Origin of the sequence: Pontibacter diazotrophicus (assembly GCF_003367245.1) — a bacterium.
Lineage (GTDB): Bacteria > Bacteroidota > Bacteroidia > Cytophagales > Hymenobacteraceae > Pontibacter > Pontibacter diazotrophicus.
Map to the genome: position 1 here is coordinate 1 of NZ_QRGR01000021.1, position 24,107 is coordinate 24,107.

Annotated in this window: 22 protein-coding genes, 3 tRNA genes and 1 pseudogene; 14 read left to right on the forward strand and 12 right to left on the reverse strand. The window is 49.9% G+C overall.

What is annotated here, in order from left to right; all coding sequences use genetic code 11:
• Together DXT99_RS17875 and DXT99_RS17880 are read left to right on the forward strand one after the other, a co-directional pair.
• Positions 1 to 650: SPW repeat domain-containing protein (locus DXT99_RS17875; protein WP_181885165.1), on the forward strand; the 650-nt coding region annotated here is incomplete at its 5' end.
• Complete coding sequence (locus tag DXT99_RS17880) at positions 634 to 1,956, forward strand: amylo-alpha-1,6-glucosidase (RefSeq protein WP_115566959.1); 1,323 nt, start codon at positions 634 to 636, stop codon at positions 1,954 to 1,956. The genes DXT99_RS17875 and DXT99_RS17880, both read left to right, overlap by 17 nt.
• A gap of 164 nt (positions 1,957 to 2,120) precedes the next feature.
• Here DXT99_RS17880 and DXT99_RS17885 read toward each other — a convergent pair whose 3' ends face one another.
• The 4 genes and pseudogenes from DXT99_RS17885 to DXT99_RS17900 all read right to left on the reverse strand — a co-directional run.
• Positions 2,121 to 2,483 carry a four-helix bundle copper-binding protein gene (locus DXT99_RS17885; protein WP_115566960.1) on the reverse strand — a complete coding sequence of 121 codons (363 nt, stop codon included), beginning with the start codon at positions 2,481 to 2,483 and terminating at the stop codon, positions 2,121 to 2,123.
• Between the two features lie 179 nt (positions 2,484 to 2,662).
• The gene (locus DXT99_RS17890; protein WP_115566961.1) at positions 2,663 to 4,042 is read right to left on the reverse strand and encodes a TonB-dependent receptor; all 1,380 of its coding nucleotides are present in this window, start codon (positions 4,040 to 4,042) and stop codon (positions 2,663 to 2,665) included.
• A gap of 63 nt (positions 4,043 to 4,105) precedes the next feature.
• Positions 4,106 to 4,561, reverse strand: a complete 456-nt coding sequence (locus DXT99_RS17895) for a hypothetical protein (RefSeq protein WP_115566962.1) — start codon at positions 4,559 to 4,561, stop codon at positions 4,106 to 4,108.
• A 68-nt stretch (positions 4,562 to 4,629) separates the two neighbouring features.
• Positions 4,630 to 4,881 (reverse strand): annotated as a pseudogene (locus DXT99_RS17900) (heavy metal translocating P-type ATPase); the annotation flags it as partial.
• A gap of 563 nt (positions 4,882 to 5,444) precedes the next feature.
• Between DXT99_RS17900 and DXT99_RS26855 the strand changes: the two are divergent.
• From DXT99_RS26855 to DXT99_RS17910, 3 genes are all read left to right on the forward strand, one after another.
• Positions 5,445 to 5,669, forward strand: coding sequence for a hypothetical protein (locus DXT99_RS26855; protein ID WP_147294249.1), 225 nt, complete (start codon positions 5,445 to 5,447; stop codon positions 5,667 to 5,669).
• Positions 5,670 to 6,519: 850 nt separating this feature from the next.
• Positions 6,520 to 7,611, forward strand: coding sequence for a heavy metal-binding domain-containing protein (locus tag DXT99_RS17905; RefSeq protein ID WP_220273406.1), 1,092 nt, complete (start codon positions 6,520 to 6,522; stop codon positions 7,609 to 7,611).
• A 460-nt stretch (positions 7,612 to 8,071) separates the two neighbouring features.
• The gene (locus DXT99_RS17910; RefSeq protein WP_115567067.1) at positions 8,072 to 9,748 is read left to right on the forward strand and encodes a SulP family inorganic anion transporter; all 1,677 of its coding nucleotides are present in this window, start codon (positions 8,072 to 8,074) and stop codon (positions 9,746 to 9,748) included.
• Positions 9,749 to 10,223: 475 nt separating this feature from the next.
• Here DXT99_RS17910 and DXT99_RS17925 read toward each other — a convergent pair whose 3' ends face one another.
• Together DXT99_RS17925 and DXT99_RS17930 are read right to left on the reverse strand one after the other, a co-directional pair.
• Complete coding sequence (locus tag DXT99_RS17925) at positions 10,224 to 10,526, reverse strand: hypothetical protein (protein WP_115566966.1); 303 nt, start codon at positions 10,524 to 10,526, stop codon at positions 10,224 to 10,226.
• A 138-nt stretch (positions 10,527 to 10,664) separates the two neighbouring features.
• Positions 10,665 to 10,973 (reverse strand): hypothetical protein, encoded by a 309-nt coding sequence (locus tag DXT99_RS17930; protein WP_115566967.1) that lies wholly within the window; start codon positions 10,971 to 10,973, stop codon positions 10,665 to 10,667.
• Between the two features lie 511 nt (positions 10,974 to 11,484).
• On the opposite strand from DXT99_RS17930, the gene DXT99_RS17935 reads away from it, so the two are divergent.
• From DXT99_RS17935 to DXT99_RS17950, 4 genes are all read left to right on the forward strand, one after another.
• Positions 11,485 to 12,321, forward strand: a complete 837-nt coding sequence (locus DXT99_RS17935; RefSeq protein ID WP_115566968.1) for a carbonic anhydrase — start codon at positions 11,485 to 11,487, stop codon at positions 12,319 to 12,321.
• A gap of 571 nt (positions 12,322 to 12,892) precedes the next feature.
• Entirely contained in the window at positions 12,893 to 14,488 is a 1,596-nt protein-coding gene (locus DXT99_RS17940) for a hypothetical protein (RefSeq protein ID WP_115566969.1), read from the forward strand.
• A gap of 114 nt (positions 14,489 to 14,602) precedes the next feature.
• Entirely contained in the window at positions 14,603 to 14,839 is a 237-nt protein-coding gene (locus DXT99_RS17945; protein ID WP_181885166.1) for a hypothetical protein, read from the forward strand.
• Positions 14,840 to 15,099: 260 nt separating this feature from the next.
• Positions 15,100 to 15,705, forward strand: coding sequence for a CPBP family glutamic-type intramembrane protease (locus DXT99_RS17950; RefSeq protein WP_181885167.1), 606 nt, complete (start codon positions 15,100 to 15,102; stop codon positions 15,703 to 15,705).
• 28 nt (positions 15,706 to 15,733) lie between these two features.
• Here the strand turns inward: DXT99_RS17950 and DXT99_RS17955 are convergent, their stop codons facing one another.
• Positions 15,734 to 16,555 carry a DUF1206 domain-containing protein gene (locus tag DXT99_RS17955; protein ID WP_115566971.1) on the reverse strand — a complete coding sequence of 274 codons (822 nt, stop codon included), beginning with the start codon at positions 16,553 to 16,555 and terminating at the stop codon, positions 15,734 to 15,736.
• 202 nt (positions 16,556 to 16,757) lie between these two features.
• Between DXT99_RS17955 and DXT99_RS17960 the strand changes: the two genes are divergently transcribed.
• A complete protein-coding gene (locus DXT99_RS17960) occupies positions 16,758 to 17,300 on the forward strand; it encodes an EF-hand domain-containing protein (RefSeq protein ID WP_115566972.1) in 543 nt (180 codons plus the stop codon).
• Positions 17,301 to 17,664: 364 nt separating this feature from the next.
• Here the strand turns inward: DXT99_RS17960 and DXT99_RS17965 are convergent, their stop codons facing one another.
• The 5 genes from DXT99_RS17965 to DXT99_RS17985 all read right to left on the reverse strand — a co-directional run bounded on the left by DXT99_RS17965 (position 17,665) and on the right by DXT99_RS17985 (position 19,642).
• The gene (locus tag DXT99_RS17965) at positions 17,665 to 18,375 is read right to left on the reverse strand and encodes a hypothetical protein (RefSeq protein ID WP_115566973.1); all 711 of its coding nucleotides are present in this window, start codon (positions 18,373 to 18,375) and stop codon (positions 17,665 to 17,667) included.
• Positions 18,376 to 18,572: 197 nt separating this feature from the next.
• Entirely contained in the window at positions 18,573 to 18,908 is a 336-nt protein-coding gene (locus DXT99_RS17970; RefSeq protein WP_115566974.1) for a hypothetical protein, read from the reverse strand.
• A 309-nt stretch (positions 18,909 to 19,217) separates the two neighbouring features.
• Positions 19,218 to 19,291: transfer RNA gene (locus DXT99_RS17975), tRNA-Arg, on the reverse strand.
• Between the two features lie 69 nt (positions 19,292 to 19,360).
• Positions 19,361 to 19,434, reverse strand: a tRNA-Pro gene (locus tag DXT99_RS17980).
• Between the two features lie 121 nt (positions 19,435 to 19,555).
• A tRNA-Ser gene (locus tag DXT99_RS17985) sits at positions 19,556 to 19,642 on the reverse strand.
• Between the two features lie 333 nt (positions 19,643 to 19,975).
• Here DXT99_RS17985 and DXT99_RS17990 point away from each other — a divergent pair.
• From DXT99_RS17990 to DXT99_RS18005, 4 genes are all read left to right on the forward strand, one after another.
• On the forward strand, positions 19,976 to 20,947 hold the full coding sequence (locus DXT99_RS17990; protein ID WP_115566975.1) for a VWA domain-containing protein: 972 nt from the start codon (positions 19,976 to 19,978) through the stop codon (positions 20,945 to 20,947).
• Complete coding sequence (locus tag DXT99_RS17995; protein ID WP_115566976.1) at positions 20,944 to 21,915, forward strand: aerotolerance protein; 972 nt, start codon at positions 20,944 to 20,946, stop codon at positions 21,913 to 21,915. Before DXT99_RS17990 ends, DXT99_RS17995 begins: the two co-directional genes overlap by 4 nt.
• A gap of 275 nt (positions 21,916 to 22,190) precedes the next feature.
• Entirely contained in the window at positions 22,191 to 22,631 is a 441-nt protein-coding gene (locus tag DXT99_RS18000) for a PaaI family thioesterase (protein WP_115567068.1), read from the forward strand.
• A gap of 175 nt (positions 22,632 to 22,806) precedes the next feature.
• The gene (locus tag DXT99_RS18005; protein ID WP_115566977.1) at positions 22,807 to 23,991 is read left to right on the forward strand and encodes an acetyl-CoA C-acyltransferase; all 1,185 of its coding nucleotides are present in this window, start codon (positions 22,807 to 22,809) and stop codon (positions 23,989 to 23,991) included.
• The last annotated feature ends 116 nt before the right edge of the window (positions 23,992 to 24,107 follow it).

The window sequence follows — 24,107 nt, forward strand, 5'->3', positions numbered from 1 at the left end:
TGGTTATCCCGCTGGGGCTGGTGCACATCTTCCTGGTCATCAGCCAGCCTGTCATAGTGGGCGCCTGGTGCACCCTCTGCATTTTGGCTGCGGCCATCATGATACCCATGATTCCGCTGGAGGTGGATGAGGTGATTGCGATGATACAGTTCGTGAAAAAGAAAATGAACCAGGGTAAAGGCTTCTGGAAAGTGTTCTGGAAGGGCGGCGGTGTTGAGAGCGACGCAAAGGACGAGGCGCCTGAGATGATGAAGTTCCCGCAAAAGCCGGGGCAGGTATACGGCGCCTCTATATGGGGGGTGAGTTTTCCGTGGACGCTGAGTGTGGCGACGCTGTTGGGTGTGGCGCTGGTGTTTGCTCCAGGATTTTTTGGCGTAGGCATACAGGAAACGGTGGCCGATGTTTTCCACCTGAGCGGCTCGCTCATCGTGGTGGTGTCCGTTATCAGCATGGGAGAGCCGCTGCGCATCTGCCGCTACTTTAACATCCTGCTCGGCCTGGCTGTGGCGGTGGCGCCGTGGTTTTTGGGCAACAGCCCGATCGGTTTAAGTATAACAGGCGTGGTCTTGGGACTGGCAGTGGCAGCACTGGCTTTGCCACTGGGCCCCAAGACGCAGCGCTATGCTGGATGGGATGAGTACATCAGGTAAAGAAGCGCGGCACAATGAGAAGCAGGTGCTCTCAGACGGGGAGATAAAAGCGCAGGCACGGGAGGTGCTTTACAAGAACATGGTCAGCGGCCGGAACGCAGGCTTTGACTATCATTTTACGAAGCCCTCCCCGGGCACTTACCCTTTCCAGTACTTCTGGGACACCTGCTTCCACATTTTCACGCTCACGGCCCTTGGGGAGGTGGATATGGCAAAAAAGCACGTGCACAGCCTCTTTCAGATGCAGCGCCCGGACGGGTTCGTGGGCCACATGAACTACTGGAAGCGCCTGTGGCCAGCCCGCATCACGGACCTTCTGCAGCTCAGGCCTCGCGACGTGCCGCGGCTCTACAAGCCGCACATGTCTGCGCTGGTGCAGCCCCCTATTGCCGCGCAGGCCGTGCTCCGGATTTACCAGCACAGCCAGGATCTTTGTTTTGTGAAAAAGCTGTTGCCGAAACTGAAGAGGTATTATCGGTGGCTGGCGGAAAACCGTGACTTCGAGGGAGAGGGGCTGCTCTCCATCATCACACCATTCGAGTCCGGCATGGACTGGAAAGCAAGTTATGACCCGGTGCTGAAGTACGACAAGGGCCAGGCCGGGCCGCTGCTGTTCTGGAAGGTGCTGCAGGTAGACGCGCACAATTTCCTGAAGGGCTACGACCTTCAGGCCATTTACAAAAGCAACAGGTTTATTGTCAAGGACGCGGCCTTCAACACCGTCTATGCGCAGAACTTGGAGGCGCTCGCAGAACTATGTAGTGTGGCAGGAGATGAAGACGGGCAGCGTTTTCTGGACCTGGCCGAAATGACCGAAAAGAGCATCTTCCGGTACATGTATGACGAAGCGGATGCCGCTTTCTACGACCTCCACGGGCACCGGTTCAAAAAACTGAGAGTGCGCACCGGCACCATCTTCTTCCCTGTGGTGCTCAAAAGCGTTCCGGATGAGGTGTGCAGAAACGTGTTGGAGAGACACCTGCTGCACAAGGACGGTTTTCATGTGCCCTATCCTGTTCCCTCGCTGGCCGTGGACGAGCCTGCTTTCAACCCGGAAGAATCCCTCTACATCTGGCGCGGCCCCACCTGGGTGGTGTTCAACTGGTTTCTTCAGCAGTTCCTGCTGAAGAAAGAGCACAAGCAGGAGGCCAGCGACCTCGTGCTAAGTGTGAAACAGCTCATCACCCGGAGCGGCTTCAGGGAGTACTACAACCCTTTCACAGGCGAAGGACACGGAGCGGAGGATTTTACCTGGTCCGGTCTGGTGGTGGACATGATCAACAGCCAAAAAGAGGAGGATTCCTAACGGAGGAGACAACCTGGTTGTGCAGCGGCGTACGAGTAACAAACACAATCCTAAACTTGTGTCACACCTGCACTATAAGAGGGGCCTGTGATAATCACAGGCCCCTCTTATATTGCTTACCTTTTTCCGGTAGGGAGCATGCTGCAGATTGGTACAGGAGTTGGTTATGCGTTTACTCCCTGGTACTTTCTGCAGGCCTCCTCACACGCACGGCAGATTTTGGCGCAGTGCATCGTCTCCTGCTCTTCCTCTTTGTGATTCTCACAGATATCGGCGCACTTCTTGCAAACATCGGCGCATAGCTCGGTCATGCGCTTGGCGAAGTCAGAGCCGGAGGCCACAAAGCTTGCGGTTACGCGGCAGATTTTAGCACAGTCCCTGCACGCTCTCAGCGCCTGCACCAGCTGGTCTGTTCTGTTATCTTCCAGGCACATGTCAAAGCAGTGGTCGCACTCATCGGCGCACTGGGCCAGGATGTGCAGCAGGTCTTTGTGGGGACTGTTGTTGTGTTCGTGGTTGTGGTTCATAGCTTAAGTGGTTATGGGTTAATAATGGCTTTAGCCCAAGTAAGTGGCTTCTGTAAAGGAACGCTGGTGCTCAGCTTTTGTTCCGAAGGAACCGCGTCGCTCTGGCAGACCCAAAACTCAACAGAACCCACAAATGTCAATTTGGTTTTGCTGTCAATTCTGCCCTTAGAAATGGACCGCTACTGGCGAGGCACCATGATGGTGGGGAATACGCGCAAGTAAACCTGAGCACTTACGGGAAGCTCACCATAATAGGGATGTAGGTTACTGCTGCCCCTGAACACGCTTGCCTGCGCCCCCAGGTGCAGGTTTACTGTGCCCAGCTGCGCCAACTGCCTGTTTACCCCAACCGTCAGTGCCTGTATGCCAAAGAGGGCATCGTGCCCGAACGTGCCTTCCTCAAACCCCAGTTCCGCCGCCGACTTCTGCAGCCACTCATAACGCCCGTAAACGGCGAACCTGTCGTGCTGTAGGTTTGACTCCAGCAGCACCGAGTGCTCTTTATGGTGGGCATCAACATAATTGTAGCCCCAGTTCAGGGTTGCGGTCAGAAAGCGGTTGCTGCCCCCCAGCTGCTTTCCATAAAGCACGGAGGCAGTAGAGCGATACACATCCTCTTCCGGCTCTGCCACCTCCGGGCTTTTCACATAGGCAGTTGACGCCTGCAGGCTCCAGCTTGGACCCGGGTTGTACGTCAAACGTACTGCACGGGAGTCGAAGCGGGGCTTATCAAAGTCATAGCGCTCCTCATCCGGCTCACGTCCTGTAAAGGAGGAGCCTTCCAGTTTGAAATTGCGGTAACGGACGCCCAGTGTGGCCACCCCGAAGGTGATGTGGGTGGCATCCTGCCAGTGGTGGCCCAGCGGTGAGTCCGGGTTGTTCAGCGCCGACGGGCGGTGCATAAACGCCACGTTACTCAGGGCTGGCTCACCAGGGTACCCCAGATAGACAAACACATCAGCCTCCTCCGAAAGCATGTGCGTGTACCCTACAGATAACTCGCTGAAGAGGTCGTGCGGGTGCTGGCGGTCTATCAAGGGAGAGCCCTCGAAGGTTTCGCCGGTCTGGAAGAGCAGCGGGTAACCGTTGCCGCCTACCGTTAGCGGGTCCAGGGATATCATACCACTGACGCGGAAAAGCCCCCTGTCGCCAACAAACCGCTGCCCCATCAGCATGAGCCAATTGGGAGCATCGAACTGGCTGTCGCCCCGGTTGCCGGCCTCAAACACATCCTGGTTGTTGTAGCGCAGAAACAGGTTGTAGTGCAACATAAACATCCAGTCACCGCGGTGGTACATGTTACCGTACATCGGCGACTCGTCCGGGAGCCAGCCTGTGCCGGAGGCGTTGCGGTTCATGGGCAGATTACGGGAGAAGGCATGCGACATCGGCATCTGCATGTCTCCGTGTTGCATGCCCATGTGCTGCGAATGGTCCTGGTGCCCCATCTGATGAGTGGTATCCTGCGCCTGTTGCTGGTGCCCCTCGTGCTGTGCTGTAGCCGGAAGAGACAAAGCGGCTGTAGCCAGGCAGCATAGTAGATTTTTTAGTGTTTTCATAGCTTAGGTTAATACGATAACTGCACGTCTTCGTCTGTGGAGTTCCCGAGAGTGGCAGAAAAATTATCTCCTGTTCGTATTCATATGTTGCATCATCTGCTGCATGCATGCCTGGTCCACCATTCCGTTCTCCTGCATACGCTGCATCATGTTTTGCATCATGCCGCTGTGGCGCACCATCATCCGCGACATCATGTTACAGGCAGCCGTGTCTGTTTCGCATCGGGCCATCATCTGCTGCATCATCTCTTCCATTGCCTCCGGGCTCTGGTTCATCATCACGCCGTCAGAGCTCATCATTCCATCCATATGCCTCCTGTTCCCCATCATGCCACCCGCAGGGGCATCACGCATCATGGCCATCATTTCTGTACGGTATGTATCATTATTCAGGATGGTGGAGTACAGCTCCCTGCGTTGCGACTCATCTTCCGGCACCTCCTGTACACCCGCAGAGGGCTGGCAGCCTGTGAGCCAGACGGCTACGGCCAGAAGCACTGTTAACATCGTTCCTTTCATAGTTTCTGGTTTTTTCAAGGTTTACAATTAATAATGTATCATTCGAAAGCACGTGCCCAACAGTTACCTTATTTCAGCTGCCTTCTGAGCAGTTGCGCATTGATGGCCACTATCACGGTGCTTAGGCTCATCAGGGCGGCTCCAACGGCGGGCGATATCTTGATTCCCTGCTGGTAGAGCACCCCGGCAGCAAGCGGCAGGGCTATAATGTTATAGCCTGTGGCCCAGATAAGGTTCTGAATCATTTTACGGTAAGTAGCCTTCCCGAAGAGAATGAGAGAAGCGATGTCCTGCGGATTGCTGTTCACCAGGATAATGCCGAGCCAGTCCCGGCTCACGTGCCAGCTCACCCAGTTGGGCGTGCCCCGGTCCCGGCTGTAAGAGAGCGCGAACTGGGGCTTTGTCATCAGGTAGTTGTTGAAGTTGCTTTCGTCTGCGGTGGCTCCGCTGGGGTTGCCCAGCAAGCTTTGCTCCTCTTCCAGCATGAGCGTCTGCTGCGGTGCTACGTCAGTTTCCTGACAGCCCGAGAGGAAAAGAAAAACAAGCAGGATATATCTGAAGGTGTTTTTAAGCATCATCTTCAGGTTAAACAAGGTTCCCTGCCGTTGCCATTTGCAGTGGCATTTACTGCGAGAGCTGCAAGTTAGAGGGTTAAATGTTCTTAGAGTTGCATCTGTGCTAATGAAGTACGGGGAAGCTTCGGGATTGGCTTCACATTACAAGAGCGCAGGTTGATTTCTATAGGATTCGTCTTTCATCACCAGGTCCGGCACCTCTGCTACTCCTACCCTTCTTTCTTCCCTTCTGTAAGCAACGAGTAATCTTCTGGAATGGAAGGCAGATGATCTAAGAGTCACTTTCTGATGAGAAGCCAAGGACTACCTTGAATAGCAAGCATAGCGATGGAGCGGGCCAGTTGCAGCTGCTGGTCAGTCCCCACCCGCTAAGGAACGCCTCCCCGACAAGCTTTGCCCCCACCGGGAAGCTCTCCGCCAAATGCTGCTCATTCGCCGGAGAGCTTCCCGGTCGCTGGCCACCGTTCCGCCAGCCTCCTCATTTCGCTGCGCTCCATTCTTCCGCTACCGGAACAGTGGCTTTCCCTCCCTGAGCAAAGCAAGCGCCGCCCCTGGAGCTGAAACTCTATTATCTGCTACACTCTAGTCTGGGTAAAATCATAGTTTAAATACAAAAGGGGAAAGGAAATCATGAGGTTAATTAATCTCATTACCCTAATTAGCCTAATCAGAAGATGGATTATCAACGCCTTATGTTATGGCCTTATATGCAGCATAGTCCTCTGGCCCCATCAGCTCGCGCACCTAAGCCTGGCGGTAGATACGCTTTCAAAAGTTATCACGCTATAGCAGGACCTGGAGAGCACCACCACCCTTGAAGGCATTTTGCTTCCCTCTGTTTCTTTCCCTTTAACTCGTCTCGTATTTCAAAATCTATTTTTGATTTGTGAGACGGCAAACTGAGATTGATTAGAGGCTGTAGGGGCAGGTACCGCTGGAGGTTCCACGATCTTATTATTCCCACGTTTTCTGATAATAAAATTGAGCAGCAATCTGCAGCATTAGCCTGCTTCCGCAACCACAGCCTATATGCTAAAGCTAGTGCACTGAGCACACAGGTACTGTGCCCCCTGCAAGGCATATTGTTTCGACCCCGATGCAGAGAGCTAACACTTGGCATAGTGTGCAGCAGGAGCCTTTAGCAGAAATCATATTCCCCCTTTAGAACTTTTGGGTCACCGTTGCCTAAAACATTGTGTGGGAAGCGGGTATTATCGCAAAGTTTCTTTTATTGAATAAGAAAGATATGTGGAAGAAAACAAGTGTAATAGCCACTAAAACAACAAGTTTTGCCAAAGGAATAGAGCAGATGACTTCGGTACATAGTGCAGATAGGAGGAGTCGTACTCCTCCTATATAGTAGTACAATTAAAAAATAATCCTGTGAAAAATATAATGTTAATTCTTGTAGTCCTGACCCTGATTTCCTGTAAAAGTAAAGAAGGTGGATACGTATGTACACCCTGTGATTTACCCTGTGATGGAATAGCATTTTCAGAAGCAGGTATTTGTCCGCATTGTAATATGGCTCTGATCAAACAAAGTGATTTACAGAAAGAGAAAGAACTAAAAGTTAACAAAATAGATATTCAAGAAGGTTCAGGCGTATTTCTTATAGAGGGTGGAAACGGGAAAAAAGGCAACAGCATAAAAGTCTATTATCATAGGCCTAAAAATTTCAAATCAGATTCTAAAGTTTTACTTGTAATACCTGGAGCAGGCAGAAATGGGAATAGCTACAGAGATGCCTGGATAAAAGAATCTGAGGAATACGGAGTATTGATCCTTTCACCTATGTATGCCGAGGAGGATTACGCATTTGAAGACTATCACCTATGCGGCTTAATGTATGATCTGAACTTAAAAAACAGCATTGATAGAATTGAAGGGACCAATATTGTAAAACTAGATGAAACCAAATTAACTTATAAAGTGAATGAAAATCGAAAACAATGGATTTTTGAAGATTTTGACAGGATTTTTGACTTAACGGTAAAAGCCATTAATTCTGAACAAACCAAGTACGATATATTTGGGCATTCAGCCGGTGGTCAAATTTTACACCGTTTTGCATTATTCCAGCCTGACTCAAAAGCGGATAGAATTTTAGCCTCAAATTCTGGATTTTATACTTTACCAGATTTTAATACTGACCTTCCCTTTGGAATAAAAAATACGCCCTTAAATCAGCAGGATTTGAAGTCTTCTCTGAGTAAGAAACTTATTCTTTTTATTGGTGAACTTGACAATGCAAATGAAACGGGAGGAACTCTGTTACGTTCCGTCACTGCTGATAAACAAGGATTGCATCGGTTTGAAAGAGCTCTATATTTTTATAACCAAACAAAAGCTATTGCTGAAGAAAAGGAGTTTAACTTTAATTGGGATTTGAAAATCATTCCCAATGTAGGTCACAATCATATAAAAATGGGGGATGCCGCAGCAGAATATTTATATGCAAATAGAAACGAATAAAAGTGCTTAAAACTGTAAATGAAATCATAGCACACTTCGGGATGCTACGCTTAATTTCATCTTAAAATTCCCACGTTTTCTGGGATTGTGCTTCAAACGGAAAGCTACTTTACGATAGCTATTTTACAGCTTTTGGAATTAAAGAGTGTATTCGTTTGGTAGGTTCAGGCAGTGTGTCTTTGCAGGCATGTGAGCCTTGCTGCTAGGGCGGTGCAACGAACACGCCATTTGCTACAAATCACTATCAACAGTTGTTCAAGCGTGACGAATAACAATCGGCTCTAGTTTTAGTATAGACAAAAGTAATATTGATCAACAATGGTTCGGGGCTGGAGGTATGATGAATTCCGCCACAGCAGCAAGCCCTGAACATTGTGTATTCCTGGGAGATGCCGGGAGCACTCTTTTTTACTGCGCACTGGGGAGCAGGGCTTTCCCGCTAACAGCATACAACGAAACAATGAAAGGATTTGCATTTACAAAGGGCGATGTTTTCGGGGGACTTACAGCCGGTATTGTTGCACTACCGCTTGCACTTGCGTTTGGACTGCAGTCAGGTTTGGGCGCCGCTGCAGGTCTTTACGGCGCCATTATCCTGGGGTTTATATCGGCAATTCTTGGTGGAACCTATACACAGGTCAGCGGCCCTACCGGGCCGATGACTGTTGTAGCAACAGCCGCCGTTGCAGGGTTTGTTCAAATGGGCGGAAGCATCGAAGCGGTAGCTGGGGCTATTGTCGCCACTTTCCTGCTTACCGGTATTTTTCAGGCGCTCATGGGCGTTGTACGGCTTGGCGCACTGATCCGCTTTATTCCCTACCCGGTTATATCGGGCTTCATGAGTGGCATTGGCGTGATCATCATCCTTCTTCAGCTTTTTCCTGCTATAGGCCAGCCATCACCACCAACAACAATTGATGTGGTACGACAGATCGGGCCTGCATTTTCAAACATCAATGTATGGGCGCTGCTATATGCAGCCCTGACGGTAGTGATTGTTTACCTGTTTCCCCGTATTTCGAAAACCGTCCCTGGTACGCTTGTGGCACTCATTGGCGTGACAATTTTGTCCGTTGTGCTTCAAAAAGATGTAGAAGTGATCGGTTCCATTCCTACCGGGCTTCCCGAGATGCAGGTCGCCAGCCTTTTTACAATTGACTCGGCGCTATACGGGCAAATCATACGCGTGGCCATTACACTTGCTGCACTTGGTGCCATCGATTCCCTTCTTACTTCAGTAGTGGCAGACAACGTAACCAAAACGCGCCACGACAGCAACAGAGAGCTAATCGGGCAGGGCATAGGCAATTCAGTTGCCGGAATTTTTGGCGGGCTGCCTGGTGCAGGCGCAACCATGCGCACGCTCATCAATGTCAGGTCAGGGGGAACATCAAGATGGTCTGGCATTATCCATTCTGTCACGCTTGCAGTTATTCTTCTGGCTATAGGCTCTTATGCAGCTTTGATCCCAAAGGCAGTGCTGGCAGGCTTGCTGATAACAGTAGGTATTGGTATCCTCGATTTTCGTGGAATCAGGCACATCAGAGTAATTCCACGTGGCGATGCAGCCATTATGATTGTGGTGTTGCTGGTAACTGTTTTTCTCGATCTGCTCACGGCAGTAGGTGTAGGAATGGTGATGGCGGCACTCTTCTTTATGAAAAAAATGAGTGATGCTATTGGACACCGTACCCGGATAGAACCACTGTCTACCTATGAGGATGGGCAGCATTGGCAGGGCAGGGATCTGCCAGCTGAGTTGGAAGGAAATGTTTTGGTCAAGCATATTGAGGGGCCTTTGTTTTTTGGTTTTGCGTCCGGATTACAAAAGATGTCGGAAGGGGTTGTTGACGTAAGCCATGCCATTTACCGTATGGAGGAAGTTCCTTTTATTGACCAGACGGGGTTATACTCCCTGCAGGAAACACTACTGACCATGGAAGAAAGGGGAATAAAAGTTTTTCTGACGGGCCTTCTAAAACAGCCGGAGCACATGCTGCGGAAGGGAGGGATAATCCCGCAGTTGATTCCCGACAAGAATGTCTGCCCTACGTTTTCAGCGGCTGTCGACTGCGTTGTAGACGAACTCAAGAAAAAGGAACCGTCTTCAACTTCTGAGAACATGCACGGCCATTGATAAGATACTTCTCCTTCGCCACATGTGTAGAGGCAGCGAACACTGCGTTGCGTCTTGTTGCGGTTAGCATGCAGGCCGACGAAACAGGGGTGGACTTGACCAAGCAAGCTAACCTCAGACTTCCAGCTCAAAAATTCCACGTTTTCCGGGACATCATTTTACCTGACCTGTCTAAAAGATGTTGATAGAGGCAGATGATCAGCATAGTGGCTGCCAATTTCAGGACGGGACAGTGCCTCACAGCTGCGTCTGTCAGTGGAGCCTGTTCAGCAGCTTCCGGAGGCCAGCATATTCCGGCTCTTCCAGTACGTTCAATTCGCCACCGGTGGCAGGCTGTATCTGCTGATTGTAATAGTTGAATAGGTTATGAGCTGTTGACCTGTCGTTTCTAAGTCCGCTGATTACTGGGAACTTCTTTAGAAAGCTGCGAAGCCATTTTCCTTCAAAACACAAGCCAAGGAGTGGAAGGCTGCACTTAAGCACAGTAGACCTGCAGCTCGTCTTTTAGAACCGCACGTTTCATGCCCTCCTGGAGCTGGGCGTATCTTGGATGGAAGGGGTTGGCTAAATCCTTTTCAATGTCACCTATGGTGGCCAGCGTGTCGCCTTTGAAGAAGCGGAACCAAATGCCCTTACCAATAAACCCACCGGCTCTCTGTTGAGCAAGGGCCTCTATTTTCTTTAGCTCGCTTACCAGGGTCTCGGCATCGGCACCTTCATAGAGGTAATTGTAAAACAGCTCCATTATCTGGAGGCGGCGATGATTTGTGCTTTCCATTCTCATACCCAAAGATGTTACGTAAACCTTAAGGGTTATAGGCAGCAACAGCGCAGGGGGCCTTGTGCAACTGCCAGGCACTTGGTCTGGTGCACTTTCAACCTGAGCCGGCTAACCGCCACATCCTGAGAACAGCGGTTAGTAGGCTTCTTTCAGATGGTGAGATGTTTTGTCTGAATCCCAATGCACCTCATAATATACCCACTTATCCTCATCGGCAGCTGTATCTTCTCTCCCTGCCTCTTGCTCTTGGAGAACGATGAATTGATTTTCATTAAAGCTCCTCTTTATAAACCTGGGCTTCTCAACAGCATGGAAATAACTGTCTGCCCTGATAAAAACATACCCTGTCTGTGGTGCATGCTTCAGGTATTCTTCTTTGATTGCCTTTCTGTGCTTGCTCAGGAATCTGAGCTTAAGCAGCCTGTTAGGATTCTTAAACTCCATTGTAGACGGATATAGCTGCAACTCCTTTACTGCCGGCAAAGCGAGGCAGTAAAAGAATGCGCCTTACAAAAAACAGCCACACTACTGTATCGCATGCGACACAGTGGCTTTAACAGAATAAGCTTCTGTGCTGCTCCATCGAGGGTGCTGCACAGGAAGCAATGAGTAATTGGATGGGCTATGTACAGAAGATAGGAGTCAGCCCTACACAGGCAGAAGGCCCCTTGAACTCAAGGTGGAGTAGGATTGCTGTTTTTAAAAGAGAGTCTCATGTTCCAAGAGCTAATCTACAGAAATATTTATAGAAACAGAAATCTCTGTATAAACAGAAACAACACCAGGAAGGCGCTATCCTCCTGCTGTTGTATGCAGGTCATTTAGTCCTGATTTCACAGTAACGCATCTGGCAACCTATGGCCGGGATATGGCTTCTGCAGTAACCACTCCTTTGCCTGCTCCAAAACATTTTAACTCCTAAAAAAGTACAACTCCTATAGTCAAAAACAAATATATGAAGAGAAGCAAAGCGGATACTCCGTCCCTCTACAAAACAATCAGAAACAGGCTGTGCCTCTTTTTGATGCTAATCACAAGCCTGTCTGCCTGCGGAGGTGAAACCGAGACAGAAACGGTGGCGGATAAGCCGGTTGCAGTGGAAGCAGAATCTGAAACAGCGGGGGCAGCAGAGTGGGATTATGAAAATACCAACTGGGAGGAAATCTCAGGCGTCGAGTGTAGGGCCAATGTCCAGTCCCCTGTTAACATCAATACACAGGAGGCGATTGAGGCGGAGCTCGCAGACATCCGGTACGAGTACGAGCCCTTCCCCATGAAGATTGTAGACAACGGGCACACGGTGCAGGTGTACGGCACGGAGACCAGCTTTATCACAGTAGAGGGTAAGCGGTACCAGTTCAAGCAGTTCCACTACCATTATCCTTCCGAGCACACCATCGACGGGGAGCAGTACCCGCTGGAGATGCACCTGGTGCACCAGGAGGAGGGAACAAGCAACCTGGTTGTGCTGGCCGTTTTCATAGAAGAAGGAACTACTGTCAATCCTTTCCTGGAGAAAGTGTTCACACAGATACCGGCTCAAAAGGAAGAGGAAGTGCAGACAGAAGTGCAGTTAACGCTGTCTGACTACATCCCGCCAACCCAGACCCACTATACCTACATTGGCTCCCTGACCACGCCTCCCTGTACAGTGGGTGTGGACTGGATAGTCTTCAGGGAACCACTACAGGCATCAGAGGAGCAGATAGCTAAGTTCTCTGCCTTGTATGCCAATAACGCACGGCCTGTGCAGCCCCTTAACAACAGAAGGGTGTTGAAGACGGAAGAGTAATCTGACACAAGGGACAGGCTTTTATTTCATAAGAAATACAACTGTCCTTTGTTCATGCGGCTAACGATCAGCGGGATACCCCTGTCTCTCATGCGCATAAGGGAAAAGGTGACCGGCGGCAACACCGAAAGCACGAAACCTGACAAGGAGGAGCCAAACTCATGCCCGCCGCTGTGGAGCTCTGTAAAGATGCCACACAGACACCTGCGAGTAAAACCAAGGCCGTGGAAATAAGCATGGCATCAGGCCCTGCCGATGAGCGCCACTTCCTAAGAACGACTTGGTTTGTGCGCACGAGAACTACTGGATTAAGGTAAATGCCTGAGTGGCGTAGCAAAGCCGGTAAGGGCACAGTAGTAGCGCACTCCGTTCAGCGTAAAGGTAAATCAAGATAGATACTATTGGTTTAGCAGGGCGCCACATCGTGTAAATCTCGGGTGGTGAGCCTTCATTTGCTGCATTCCAACAAAGTCTCCTGACTTCAGGTATAGCAGGAATACCGGAAAGCCTTTGTGCTGTGAGCTAAAGCCTGCAGCGGGCGCTGTGTTTCATTCACCCAGTCTCAGACAGCATGACCTCAGAGAAAATTCAGAAAAAAAGATTCCGCATACTCTACAAGCTCGAGGCCTGGCTGGAGGGGCCCATGTTCTTGCTCTCTATCGTATGGCTGTACCTTTTTATCGTGGAACTGGCAAAAGGCCTGTCCCCCTTTCAGGAAAAGCTGGTGATTCTGATATGGCTTCTTTTTGTGCTGGAGCTTACGACAAAACTGGTGCTCTCCGCCGACAAAGTCAGCTACATGAAAAAAAACTGGCTGACAATACTGGCTCTTTTCATTCCTGCTTTCAGGGCATTCCGCCTGCTCAGGGCCATCAGGGTGTTGCAGTTGAGCCGGGTTGCCACGACGACTACCTTCGTCAGAGGGCTTACCTCCTCTAAGCGCTTTCTGAATGAGCTTAGGGATGCACAAGGGAAAACGCCACCTGCAGAAATGCATGTGGGGGTTCTGCTTGCCTACAGCCCTGCAGTCACGCCGGAGGTCATGCAGCCTTTTCTGAAGCAGCTGATGCTTGATGTGCAGCCGGAAATGAGTTTTGCCACGGAAATACCATGGTTATTCCACCTGGTGGAGCCGGTAGCCCTGACAACTGACAAAACAAGGGAACCCTCTGATTTCCTGGACGCGGCCACCATGCGGATGGCAGAGGGCCCTTACGACATTGTCTTGGTGGTGACCGATGTAACCCTGATCTCCCGTAAGGACCGGATAGAAGCAGGGCTGGCCTCCCCTGTTACCTATACTGCTGTTATCTCCACCCAGCGGCTGACCACAACCTCCAGGGGGAAACCGGTACGAACCCTGGACGATGCGGCAGTACGGGTGAATGCCGCAGCCCTCTTGCTGCACTTGCTGGGGCATATCAGCGGACTTCACCATACGGCAGGAGGAAAAGGAGGCGAAATGGCTCCCTTCGCCTTTCGGGAGAAAAGAAAGGCTCTGCCCCGGTTTAATGATTCCGAGCGCGTTCTGCTTAAAAAGAAAGTGAAGCATCTTCCGGAAAGGGAGCTTCACGGCGGCACCGGCCTGGAGGGTTTCATATTTCACCTGATCATGGCCGCCAAACATCCGAAGGAGGTTCTGAACCCACTGCTGCGCAATTGGGCAATCCTGCTCCCCTTGTCGCTGCCGGGGCTGGCCACAGCGGCGGTGGCCCCCAGCCTGCTGCTTATCTTTACGGCAGAGATTTGGGATGTGGGGCTCAACATGGGAAACAGGACCACGGCTTTCTTTGCGGTTGCCAGTATTTTAGGGGCTTCTTTTTACCTGATCAAAATCCAATCCCTGTTTCTGCCCAGAAAGGAGAAAAACGTGCTCACAGAGCATCAGGCAATAGCCAATGTGGTCATCTTCCTGAGCATCCTCTTGGCTTGCTTCGGGCTTTTCCTGATGGTAGGCGGGCTGATGATGGTCATAGAACTCTACGTTTTCCCGGAAGACCTGATTAGCACCTGGCCCACGCTGGATAAACCTAAGGTGGGGCTTTCTGACAAGTTGCGCCTGGCAGCCTTCATCAGCACGGTGGGCGTCACTACAGGCGCGTTGGCTGGAGGCCTGGAGAAGAAAACCGTCATCCAGCACCTGGCTTTGTTCCTTGACAAACCTTAGGACATGATTTTACTGTAGCTTGTAAAGGCAACAATAGCTTCTCTTGCATTTACTTGAATATCGCTTTACTTAGTTTGTCTTTTTTCTGTGCCGGTGCCGGAGCTATTCAACCGTTTGATGGACAGAAAGGAGCACATCGCGCTGGTGGTGGATAAGTTCGGCGGCACGGCTAGTCTCGTGACCATGGAGGACATCACCAAGACGCTGCTGGGCCTGGAGATCGCCGATGAGTTAGATGCGGTGGAGGACCTGCAGAAGTGGGCCCGCGAAAGATGGGAAGCGTGCGCAAAAGGACGCCGAATACAGGATAGTATACTACCTGAAACACCGTACTTACCAGACCGAAAATGAATCTCATCTAGCTGATAACCACTTTTATGTTACGTGTTGCTTCACTCCTTTCCTGTTGGAGCACTTCAACAAATGCGATTGTTGCCTCTGATGCAGGCGCAAGAATTCATAGTTCGCCCAACTGCACCCACCCTGCCTGAGCGGCAGATGAAACCTGCTGCCCTTGAAGCAGGTACCCTTCTACAGTTGCCGCTCTTGCCGCATGAAGGCCAGGGCGGGATAACCTGTGTTGCCTTTGGAGAATGAAGAAAAGCCGGAACATGATATGGAAGACTGTTGAGCTGCTGTTAATTTATGTTGCCGTACCGCTCTTCACCGCATACCAGCTGCACGGGATGTACAACCTGGTGCCTCTCCTGGGAATGGGCCTGCTCCTGCTTATCCTCCTGCTCAGGAGTAAGCGTTTCCACAACAGGCGATTCTTAAGACTGGTGCCCGTCAACTGGAAGTTTCTGGTCGGCAGGTTCGTGCTCGTCTCCGCCCTGGTCTACGGGTTTGTGCGCTTCTTTCACCCAGACCTGCTCTACTACCTGCCGCAGGAGAACTTCGACCGCTACCTACTGGCAGTGGCCCTGTACCCTTTCTGGTCTGTCATCCCGCAGGAGATAGTCTACAGGGCCTGGTACTACCACCGCTACAGCGACCTTTTCCCAAACAAAAAGATGTCCGTCCTTTTGAACAGCGTCTTTTTTGGCTTCTCCCACATCGTCTTCGGCAACTGGGTTGCCGTCATCGGCGCCTTCCTCATCAGCTTTGTCTTTAGCCACACCTACAGGAAGTACAACTCCCTGCTGATTGTGGTGATAGAGCACTTCTTTTACGGGGCGATGATATTCTCGCTGGGGATGGCCAGGTTCTTTAAGTAGGCAGGGCAACAGGTATAGACTATGGCTTTTATCTGCTGCTGTACCGGAACCGGGCCTCTATGAAAACAAAAAGGCTGTAACAGATCAGCCCGAGCGCCACTGCCCCCAGCAGGTAAGCCCCGTGGGCAGCGCTTTCCAGAAAGTGAAAGGCACTTTCGGCACCGCCTGACTTGGCGTTGAGGGTGGCTCGCAGGAGCAGATAGCTGAAGATACCCCACACCGTGCCCCGGGACACGTAGCCTATTTTCCCGGTCTTTATCATCGTCTCTTCCGCTTTGTGGCCTAACCCGGCCTCTTTTATCTTTTTCCTGTACCTCTCAGAGATACCTTCGTAAATGAAGTATACCCCGCCAAGGCCAATGAGCGCCGCACCAAAGAGGACAAGCCACTGGCCTAAGGGCTTTTGCAGTACCTCTGCGATGAACGACTGCCTGATGCCTTCGCTGTCACTGCCGCTGCTCACCGCCAGCTTGGCCGCCACAAACGTCAGGATCCCGTAGAAGGCGCCGCTGGCTCCGTAACGTGCCCTGTAGATAAGTCCTTTGATGTCGGCCCCTTTTCCCTCCGTGTCTGTAAGAGCCTGCAGCAGCCTCCAGACACAGTAGCACGCCAGGCCGACGGCGACGATTAGCAAGAGGGCTCTTCCCAGGAACAGCTCCTCAATAAAAAGGAAGACTTCCTTTCTGCTTATCTCCCGTGTGTCTCTGCCCAGCTCAAGAGCCGTCACCAGTGCCAATATGCCGAGCAGGCAGTAAACAATGCCTTTTGCAGTCAGCCCCACCTGGGCGACGTGCTTTACCCATTTGTGCGGAACAGAAGGGATATATTCAGCAGGATCTGGGAACTTCATCTTTATAGTACCGAAAGGTCAGGGCAGCGGCCGGAGCCGAATATATAGTCTGTACGGGCCTGAGAAAACCTCGTTATCTTGTCGACAGGCAGGCTGCTGAAACACGAAAGGCTTCCACAGAACGAAGTCAGGCAGGCCCCGTAGAATTCAGCGAGCGCCAACCCACTTTAACTACCCGATATATCTAAAGGAAATTCAAACCATGAAAGAGAGAAGAAGCCTGAAAGCGATAAGAAACGGACTCTGCTTTTTCCTTTTGGCCGCCATCACAGCATGCACCTATGGCGAAACAGAGGTAGCGGAGGATGATGTGGAGACCGATGATGTGGCTGTAACTGACACCCTGATTGAGGAGGAGATTGACACGACGCTAATGACATCTTACTATAAGGCCTGGGATGTGGACGGTGACGGGTTCCTGAGTGAGGAGGAGTTCACCTCAGGTTTCTATCAAATCTGGGACCTGAACAAAGACGGAAGAGTCTCAACAGGCGAGTGGACCACAGTGACATCGAACTACACCTATAATATAGACGCAAGAGACTGGCAACCATGGGACACCGACGGGGACGGTTTCATAGAGCGGGTGGAGTTTGACGCAGTCTTTCCCAGAACGGGCCTGTACGGCACCTGGGACACAGACGGTGACGGGCTGATAGAAGAGCGGGAATACATCTCCGGTTCCTTTAACTTATGGGACACCGACGGGGATGAAGTACTGGATAAAGCTGAGTATGTACAATAAAGCACCATGACCTCTCAAAACTACCTTCTTCGGACTCCGATAATATCAAAGCTCTAATAGCTGATTATGAACAAACAGGCAAAATTTACCTTCTTTATGATAATATTTTTAAATATCTGCCTCACTCGTTGAAAGCCTTAGGTGATAATCCATTCCAGTTGCTTTACAAGCACACTTCAGAGGGATTACATACTATGTCTGATGAAGAATGCATGGAAAAAGCCGAGGTTGTCAATCAAGTTCTGGAATTTGTGATAAAGAAGATTCATGAAGAAAAGTCTGAAATCTTATTAGTCAGAGACCGGATAAAGAAATTGAAAGCTAAGGAAGACACAGCTTCTTAGAGAGTTCTTTATCGAAACCGCTAACCTGTTATGATGATGAATTTTGCAGGAAGGCGTTTAAGCCTATGAAGAGATTGAAGTGCTACTATTAAAATTTCTTTTGCTGTTTTTTTATTTTCCAACATGGATTCGTTGTAACCATGATACCCTAATCCACTGAAGGAATCTGGTTGTAAAAATTCTTCAAGTTCAATCTCTTTTACCTTATTTAATTCTTTTGCATATGCGACTTTTTTTGAAGAGTATAGGTCGTTGTTAAAAGAATTGAAGTCGGGATAACTGTAGAGACGATATCTTGAGTTGAGGTAAATATAAATTTGATCTTTGAGCTTGTGATTGAGAAATTTATAAGTAAAAGGCTTGTAGTCAGGATTTGATCTTCTCTCATAATTTACAAAGATGTATTTCTTACCTTGCTTGCGGTACTCCCTTAATCTTTCTGCTCTTGCTGTGGGATCACTTTTCTTGATGAAGACAGATTTACTAAAGTCTTTGTATTCCTTGAGCTTTTCCTCTGTTCTTCTTATAGATTCCTTTTTGTTAATGTAGTCATATACACACCTATAGTAATAACTTATATAATTATAATACTTGTGAGAATGATCAGGGTCAAATATTAGTTTTTTTTCTAAGGCAAGGAGCTGTATCTTATCTTGCTCCAAAGAGGAATACAAAAATTTTATAAACTCCTTTCTACTTTCAAGAGGTAACTCAATTTTTGAATCTGACATAGTATTATTTTCTTTCAGTGCTAATAGATATGAGCAATTATCGGTTTATTGGAGGTAATGTATGCAAACAAAAAAGCACTTACCAGATTTATCTACATAAGTGCTTTATTTTCAAGTGGTCGCGAAGGGAGCCAATCCCTAACCCTCTGATTCGTAGTTAGAATAGCAAAAGGCCTATTTCAATAGCTACTCTTAACTTATCCCACAACGAGAATTTTCTTCACAGCAGCAACAATCTCCATTTTACTTCCGGATGCTAACTCTTTTCCATCAAAAGGCCCTGTACGGTTGCTCCGGTTGTAGAGGTAGAAAGGTTTGATAACTGAGAAGAAAGTGCCTGAAAAGTCGCCCCAGCCCTCTATCATTAGATTATGCTCCCTATTTATCCATAGCCAGCCCCTTCCCCGCTCTTCGAAGCCAAGTTCCCCAAAATGGTCTCTCTGTAACTCCCTTATTTCTTCATCCAATTGTCTTTGAGCCTCTTCATCCAGCTTACCGTGATAAAATTCGAGTTTTTCTGCTGTTGTCTTCATTGCCTCAAATTAGCCACTACATTCAGAAATTACAACCGAATAAAAAGCTACAGAGTGAATGCTTAATATAGGTTAGTTGTAGTCGATGCAGAAGGAATTGGTGAAGTTTATGGCACCTTATACCTGCTCCTAAAACAATGAAATACCCATCAATGTACTATATTTTTTTATAAAAATTTGAAGAATTTGACTGTGCAGCGCGTGTGCAGTAAAATACCTTATAGAAGACATCGTGTGCAGTAATTACTGCACACGGCATAAAAAAACCCTCTATACATACTGTAAAGAGGGTTTTTTGTTTACTTCCTGTGATCCCGTTTGGATTCGAACCAAAGACCTACTGCTTAGAAGGCAGTTGCTCTATCCAGCTGAGCTACGAGACCATCGTTCCTGAAAGGGTTTCCCCTTTCCCTTAAACGAAAAATTTCGGAATTGCTTCCGAAATTTTTTAGTCGGGGTGGCAGGATTCGAACCTACGACCTCCACATCCCAAATGTGGCGCGATACCGGGCTACGCTACACCCCGAACTGTTTTCACTTTTAATTTTAGCAGCGTTTGTGTCGCCGTTTCAACTAATTGTGGTGCAAATGTAAGTGAAGTTTTTAAAGTGTCAAAAACTTTTTCAACTTTTTTTATTCATCACTTGCGGAGAGGGGGGGATTCGAACCCCCGGTACCCTTACGAGTACGGCAGTTTAGCAAACTGCTGGTTTCAGCCACTCACCCACCTCTCCGGGCTCATTCTGCTAATGAGAATGCAAACATACTACATTACCTTTTACTCTGCAATAGCCGCTCTGAAAATTTAAGTTAACACCCCGCAATTTATCCCAACATCCCAGGCTAACTGATTGATTCCTTTCCGCTTGCTGTGGACATCTTTTTTTGAAAATATTTTGATTCCTCCACACCCAGAGCATAAAACAGGAATCTGTACGTTCTGATATGGCGCCTGACCTCAAAAAATTAAGCTTCTGCGGCCCTGCCGTGGAGGCTTATTGAGTATATTTGTAATGGCAGCCTCACTAAAAGGTGGGGCATACGGTTAAACTGCCGCTTTTTTAGAGATGACCTGGTACCAAACCATCACCCTGCTCGAGATACTATTCGGCGTCCTCTTCTTAGGGCTCTACATCGGCTATTTGCTGCGCGTACGCCGGGTGGCGCTTTTCTTTCGGCAGCGGCCGCACATTGTCTGGTTTAAGTTTGTGCTGCGCCACCTGTATGTGTTGCTCATTATCATCGCCATACTCGGCCCTTCTTTCGGAGCCATGAAGAAAGAGATACGGACCATTGGCAAAGACCTGTATATTGCCGTTGACCTTTCGCAGTCGATGAACGCCACCGATGTGCAGCCCTCGCGGCTGGAGAAAGCCAAGCATGAAACGCAGCGCCTGATTACCCGCTTTAACTCCGATCGTATCGGCCTGATGGTTTTTTCGGATGAGGCCTTTGTGCAGAGCCCGCTCACCTACGACCAGAAGGCACTGCAGCTCTACACCCAAACGCTCCGCACCAGCCTCCTGCCCCACTCCGGTACCGACTATGCACCCTTGTTGCAGCTAACCCTGGAAAAGCTGAAGCAGGACAAAAATCCTGAGGCAGAAGAGCAAAAAGCACGGGTACTGGTGCTGATCAGTGACGGGGAGGATTTCGGTGGAGAAGTAGAGCAACTGGCAGCGCAACTGCGCGAGCAGAACATCCGGGTATACACACTGGGCATCGGCACCACAGACGGCAGCCGCATTCCGGTTGGCCGGGGTTACCTGCAGGACAGTGAGAACCGCACTGTGACCACCTTCCTGAACCCTGAACCCCTTGTGCAACTGGCAGACTTAACAGGTGGGCAGTATTACGAGGTAAGCGACCGGGTAAGTGAAGTAAGCAGGCTTATCAGCGCCATCAACAACATTGAAGGGGAGCTTCGGGAAAGTAAAACCATTGATGTGACGGCCAACAAGTATATTTACCCGCTGGCGCTGGCGCTGGCGCTGATAGTGCTGGATGTCCTTATCACCATCAAACTGATTCGCATATGAAGCCGGTGATGTTCGTCTTCTTCCTGGTTTCCTTGCTGAGCGGTGGGTTTAACACCATCTCCCGCCTGAATGAGTATGCCAAAACTGCCGCCACGGCCTATGCTCAACAGGACTATGTAGAAGCCATCGCTGCTTACGAGTACCTGCTCCACGACCTGGAGGTGAAGGACGACCAGTTACAACTGAACCTAGCCCACGCTTACTACAAGGCAAACCTGCTGCCACAGGCAGCAGCAGAATACCGCCTGCTGGCAGACCACCCGTCCCTGCACCTGAAAGCCGTAGCGCACCTGCAGCTTGGCAACATCGCCACACAACAGAAAAAGTACCGCCAGGCGCTTGCGCTATATAAGAATGCGCTGATAGCAGAGCCTTTGAACGATGCCGCCCGCTACAATTATGAGCTGCTAAAAAAGTACCTCGCGCTGCACCCTGAAACACCAGAGGAAACCCCGGAAGATAACCTGCCAGCACCCGGAAAAAGCAACACCAACCCGGACAGCCTTGCCTCTCCTCCGCCTGCAGAAGAGGCTCTTGAGCCGCAGCCAAAGCAGAACCCAGATGCCAACGGAGATGCAGAAGAAGAGACCGAACAACCACAGCCTGATAATACAGGCCAGCAGCAGTCTCAAAACACCGGAGATGGTAGCCCGAGTAACAGGCAGGATAAACAGTCAGGAGACAGGGAAAGAGAGCAAAAGAGCGGCAGTGCACTCGGCGATACAGAGGGGCTGAACCCGAATGGGCAGGATGATAGGGAGCAGTTGCCCCGGAATAGCAGCCCCGAAGGTGTTTCAGCAGATGACCAAAGGGCACAGATGCGGCGTGCGCGGCTACAGCAAATGAACATGAGCCCCGAAAAGGCGCGCTTGCTGCTTGATGCGATGCGGAATGCGGAGTTACAGTATATTCAGCAGCTGCCTAAAAAGTCCACCAGAACCCCGGACGGCTCAAAGCCGAACTGGTAGTAAGGACGCTTTATGACTGCTGTTCCGGACATCTTTTTTCAAACCAAACTGCTAGTTCTGCTCTCCCGGTTCCAACCACCCCTACCCTTCCTAGAGATGCAGCCCCACCGTTAAAGTCTAAGGAGGGAAGCCGGCTGCATCAATTAGCCGAAGGCTGGTTTCATTGTGATGAGAGTTCATTCCTGCTTTTTTCAAAATCCAATTCCACTGTGCCGCCTCCTGATTCCGCTACAGAATGCGTATACTTGCCGGAAAACCAGGAGACATATTCAAACATGGAAGCAGCAGCACATTACCGCCGGCTGGAGCGGCTCTACCACAGGGCAAACGTACAGGAACTTTTCAATGGGAGCAGCATTCGTATAAGCCACTCTAAATCAGAACTGACACTGCCTGTTGCCTCAAAATACTTCCACGGGGCAAATGCCATACATGGCGCTGTTTACTTCAAGCTGCTCGACGATGCGGCCTATTTTGCAGTGGCCTCTGTTGTGCAGGATGTCTTTATCGTTACCTCATCTTTTCAGCTAAACCTGCTTCGGCCTGTTGCCGGGGGTACACTCAAAGCAGTGGGCACCCTCCGTTCAATCAGCAAGAGCCTCTTTGTTGCTGAGGCCACGCTCTATAATGAAAGAGGCAAAGAAGTGGCTTTCGGGACCGGGCAGTTTATGCGCACCACACAGCCGCTGGAAAGCCTGGAGGGGTATGCAGACTGATGAAAACGGAGCGGACAACAGGTGATGCCGAAGTAAAATTACCAAAGCAGCGATTAAACCTGCGATGACAGTTTAAAAGTGAACCAAGGGGAAGCTTCCTGCCTTGCCTAACGATCGTTTGGTTTTACGCCCGAAACATGGTAACTTCACATGACAAAAAAGCGAATATAAAACTATGCAAACGAAAGAAGTATATATTATTTCGGCTGTCAGGACCCCGATAGGAAGCTTCGGGGGCGCTTTGGCCAGCCTTACGGCAACCCAACTGGGTGCCGCCGCTATAAAAGGTGCTTTAGAAAAAGCCGGTGTAGACAAGAGTCTCGTACAGGAGGTAATCATGGGCAACGTGATATCTGCCAACGTAGGCCAGGCCCCTGCCCGTCAGGCTGCTGTCTTTGCCGGACTGGGACACGAGGTAGAGTGTACCACGGTAAACAAAGTATGCGCCTCTGGTGCGAAGGCCATTATGTTTGCTTCGCAGGCTATTATGCTGGGGCATAAAGACGTGATAGTGGCAGGTGGTATGGAGAGCATGTCGAATGTGCCTTATTACCTGGAGAAAGCCCGTTTCGGCGCTAAACTCGGACACGGCCAGATGACTGATGGTTTGTTGAAAGACGGTCTGTGGGATGTGTACAACGACTTCCATATGGGAAATGCTGCCGAAAACACCGCCCGTGAAATGAAGATTACACGTGAGATGCAGGATGAGTACGCCATCAACTCCTATAAAAAAGTAGCCGAGGCGAATGAGGCTGGCTTATTGAAGGATGAGATTGTGCCTGTGGAAATTCCGCAGCGTGGCAAAGACCCGATTGTGGTGTCAGAGGACGAAGAGTTCAGAAAAGTAAACTACGATAAAATACCAGGGCTGCGCCCGGTGTTCGATAAAGCAGGTTCTGTAACTGCTGCCAACGCCTCTACCCTGAACGATGGTGCCGCTGCCGTGGTGCTGATGAGCAAGGAGAAAGCAGAAGAGCTAGGCCTCAAGCCGATCGCTAAAATTCTGGGCTTTGCAGATGCGGAGCAGGACCCTATCTGGTTTACTACTACACCAGCGCTGGCAATACCAAAAGCTTTGAAGCACGCAGGTGTGGATGCCTCTGAAGTAGACTACTACGAAATTAACGAAGCGTTCTCTGTGGTATCCCTTGCCAACAACCAGAAACTAGGCCTGGAGGGCGGCAACGTAAACGTGTTTGGCGGTGCCGTATCGCTGGGTCACCCGCTTGGTGCCTCTGGTGCCCGCATCCTGGTTACTCTGTGCAATGTGATGGATAAGAAAGGTGGTAAAATCGGCGTGACAGGCATCTGCAACGGCGGTGGCGGTGCCTCTTCTATTGTCATTGAAAAGATGTAATACTTGCCTTCAGGTTAATATTTTTCAGGAAGCCCTACGTTTATCGCGTAGGGCTTCTTCTTTTTTACTCCTAAGCAGAGCGCTAACAAACCTTGCTTGTGAAAAGAATCTGCCCA

What these genes read in the sequence shown, in the direction of transcription:
- DXT99_RS17910 (WP_115567067.1), top strand. Translation starts at nt 8,072, where the DNA reads ATGAAAGGATTTGCATTTACAAAGGGCGATGTTTTCGGGGGACTTACA.
- DXT99_RS17990 (WP_115566975.1), top strand. Translation starts at nt 19,976, where the DNA reads ATGACCTGGTACCAAACCATCACCCTGCTCGAGATACTATTCGGCGTC.
- DXT99_RS17935 (WP_115566968.1), top strand. Translation starts at nt 11,485, where the DNA reads ATGAAGAGAAGCAAAGCGGATACTCCGTCCCTCTACAAAACAATCAGA.
- DXT99_RS17955 (WP_115566971.1), bottom strand. Translation starts at nt 16,555, where the DNA reads ATGAAGTTCCCAGATCCTGCTGAATATATCCCTTCTGTTCCGCACAAA.
- DXT99_RS18005 (WP_115566977.1), top strand. Translation starts at nt 22,807, where the DNA reads ATGCAAACGAAAGAAGTATATATTATTTCGGCTGTCAGGACCCCGATA.
- DXT99_RS17890 (WP_115566961.1), bottom strand. Translation starts at nt 4,042, where the DNA reads ATGAAAACACTAAAAAATCTACTATGCTGCCTGGCTACAGCCGCTTTG.
- DXT99_RS17895 (WP_115566962.1), bottom strand. Translation starts at nt 4,561, where the DNA reads ATGAAAGGAACGATGTTAACAGTGCTTCTGGCCGTAGCCGTCTGGCTC.
- DXT99_RS17885 (WP_115566960.1), bottom strand. Translation starts at nt 2,483, where the DNA reads ATGAACCACAACCACGAACACAACAACAGTCCCCACAAAGACCTGCTG.
- DXT99_RS17930 (WP_115566967.1), bottom strand. Translation starts at nt 10,973, where the DNA reads ATGGAGTTTAAGAATCCTAACAGGCTGCTTAAGCTCAGATTCCTGAGC.
- DXT99_RS17960 (WP_115566972.1), top strand. Translation starts at nt 16,758, where the DNA reads ATGAAAGAGAGAAGAAGCCTGAAAGCGATAAGAAACGGACTCTGCTTT.
- DXT99_RS17950 (WP_181885167.1), top strand. Translation starts at nt 15,100, where the DNA reads ATGATATGGAAGACTGTTGAGCTGCTGTTAATTTATGTTGCCGTACCG.
- DXT99_RS18000 (WP_115567068.1), top strand. Translation starts at nt 22,191, where the DNA reads ATGGAAGCAGCAGCACATTACCGCCGGCTGGAGCGGCTCTACCACAGG.
- DXT99_RS17940 (WP_115566969.1), top strand. Translation starts at nt 12,893, where the DNA reads ATGACCTCAGAGAAAATTCAGAAAAAAAGATTCCGCATACTCTACAAG.
- DXT99_RS17970 (WP_115566974.1), bottom strand. Translation starts at nt 18,908, where the DNA reads ATGAAGACAACAGCAGAAAAACTCGAATTTTATCACGGTAAGCTGGAT.
- DXT99_RS17880 (WP_115566959.1), top strand. Translation starts at nt 634, where the DNA reads ATGAGTACATCAGGTAAAGAAGCGCGGCACAATGAGAAGCAGGTGCTC.
- DXT99_RS17965 (WP_115566973.1), bottom strand. Translation starts at nt 18,375, where the DNA reads ATGTCAGATTCAAAAATTGAGTTACCTCTTGAAAGTAGAAAGGAGTTT.
- DXT99_RS17995 (WP_115566976.1), top strand. Translation starts at nt 20,944, where the DNA reads ATGAAGCCGGTGATGTTCGTCTTCTTCCTGGTTTCCTTGCTGAGCGGT.
- DXT99_RS17925 (WP_115566966.1), bottom strand. Translation starts at nt 10,526, where the DNA reads ATGGAAAGCACAAATCATCGCCGCCTCCAGATAATGGAGCTGTTTTAC.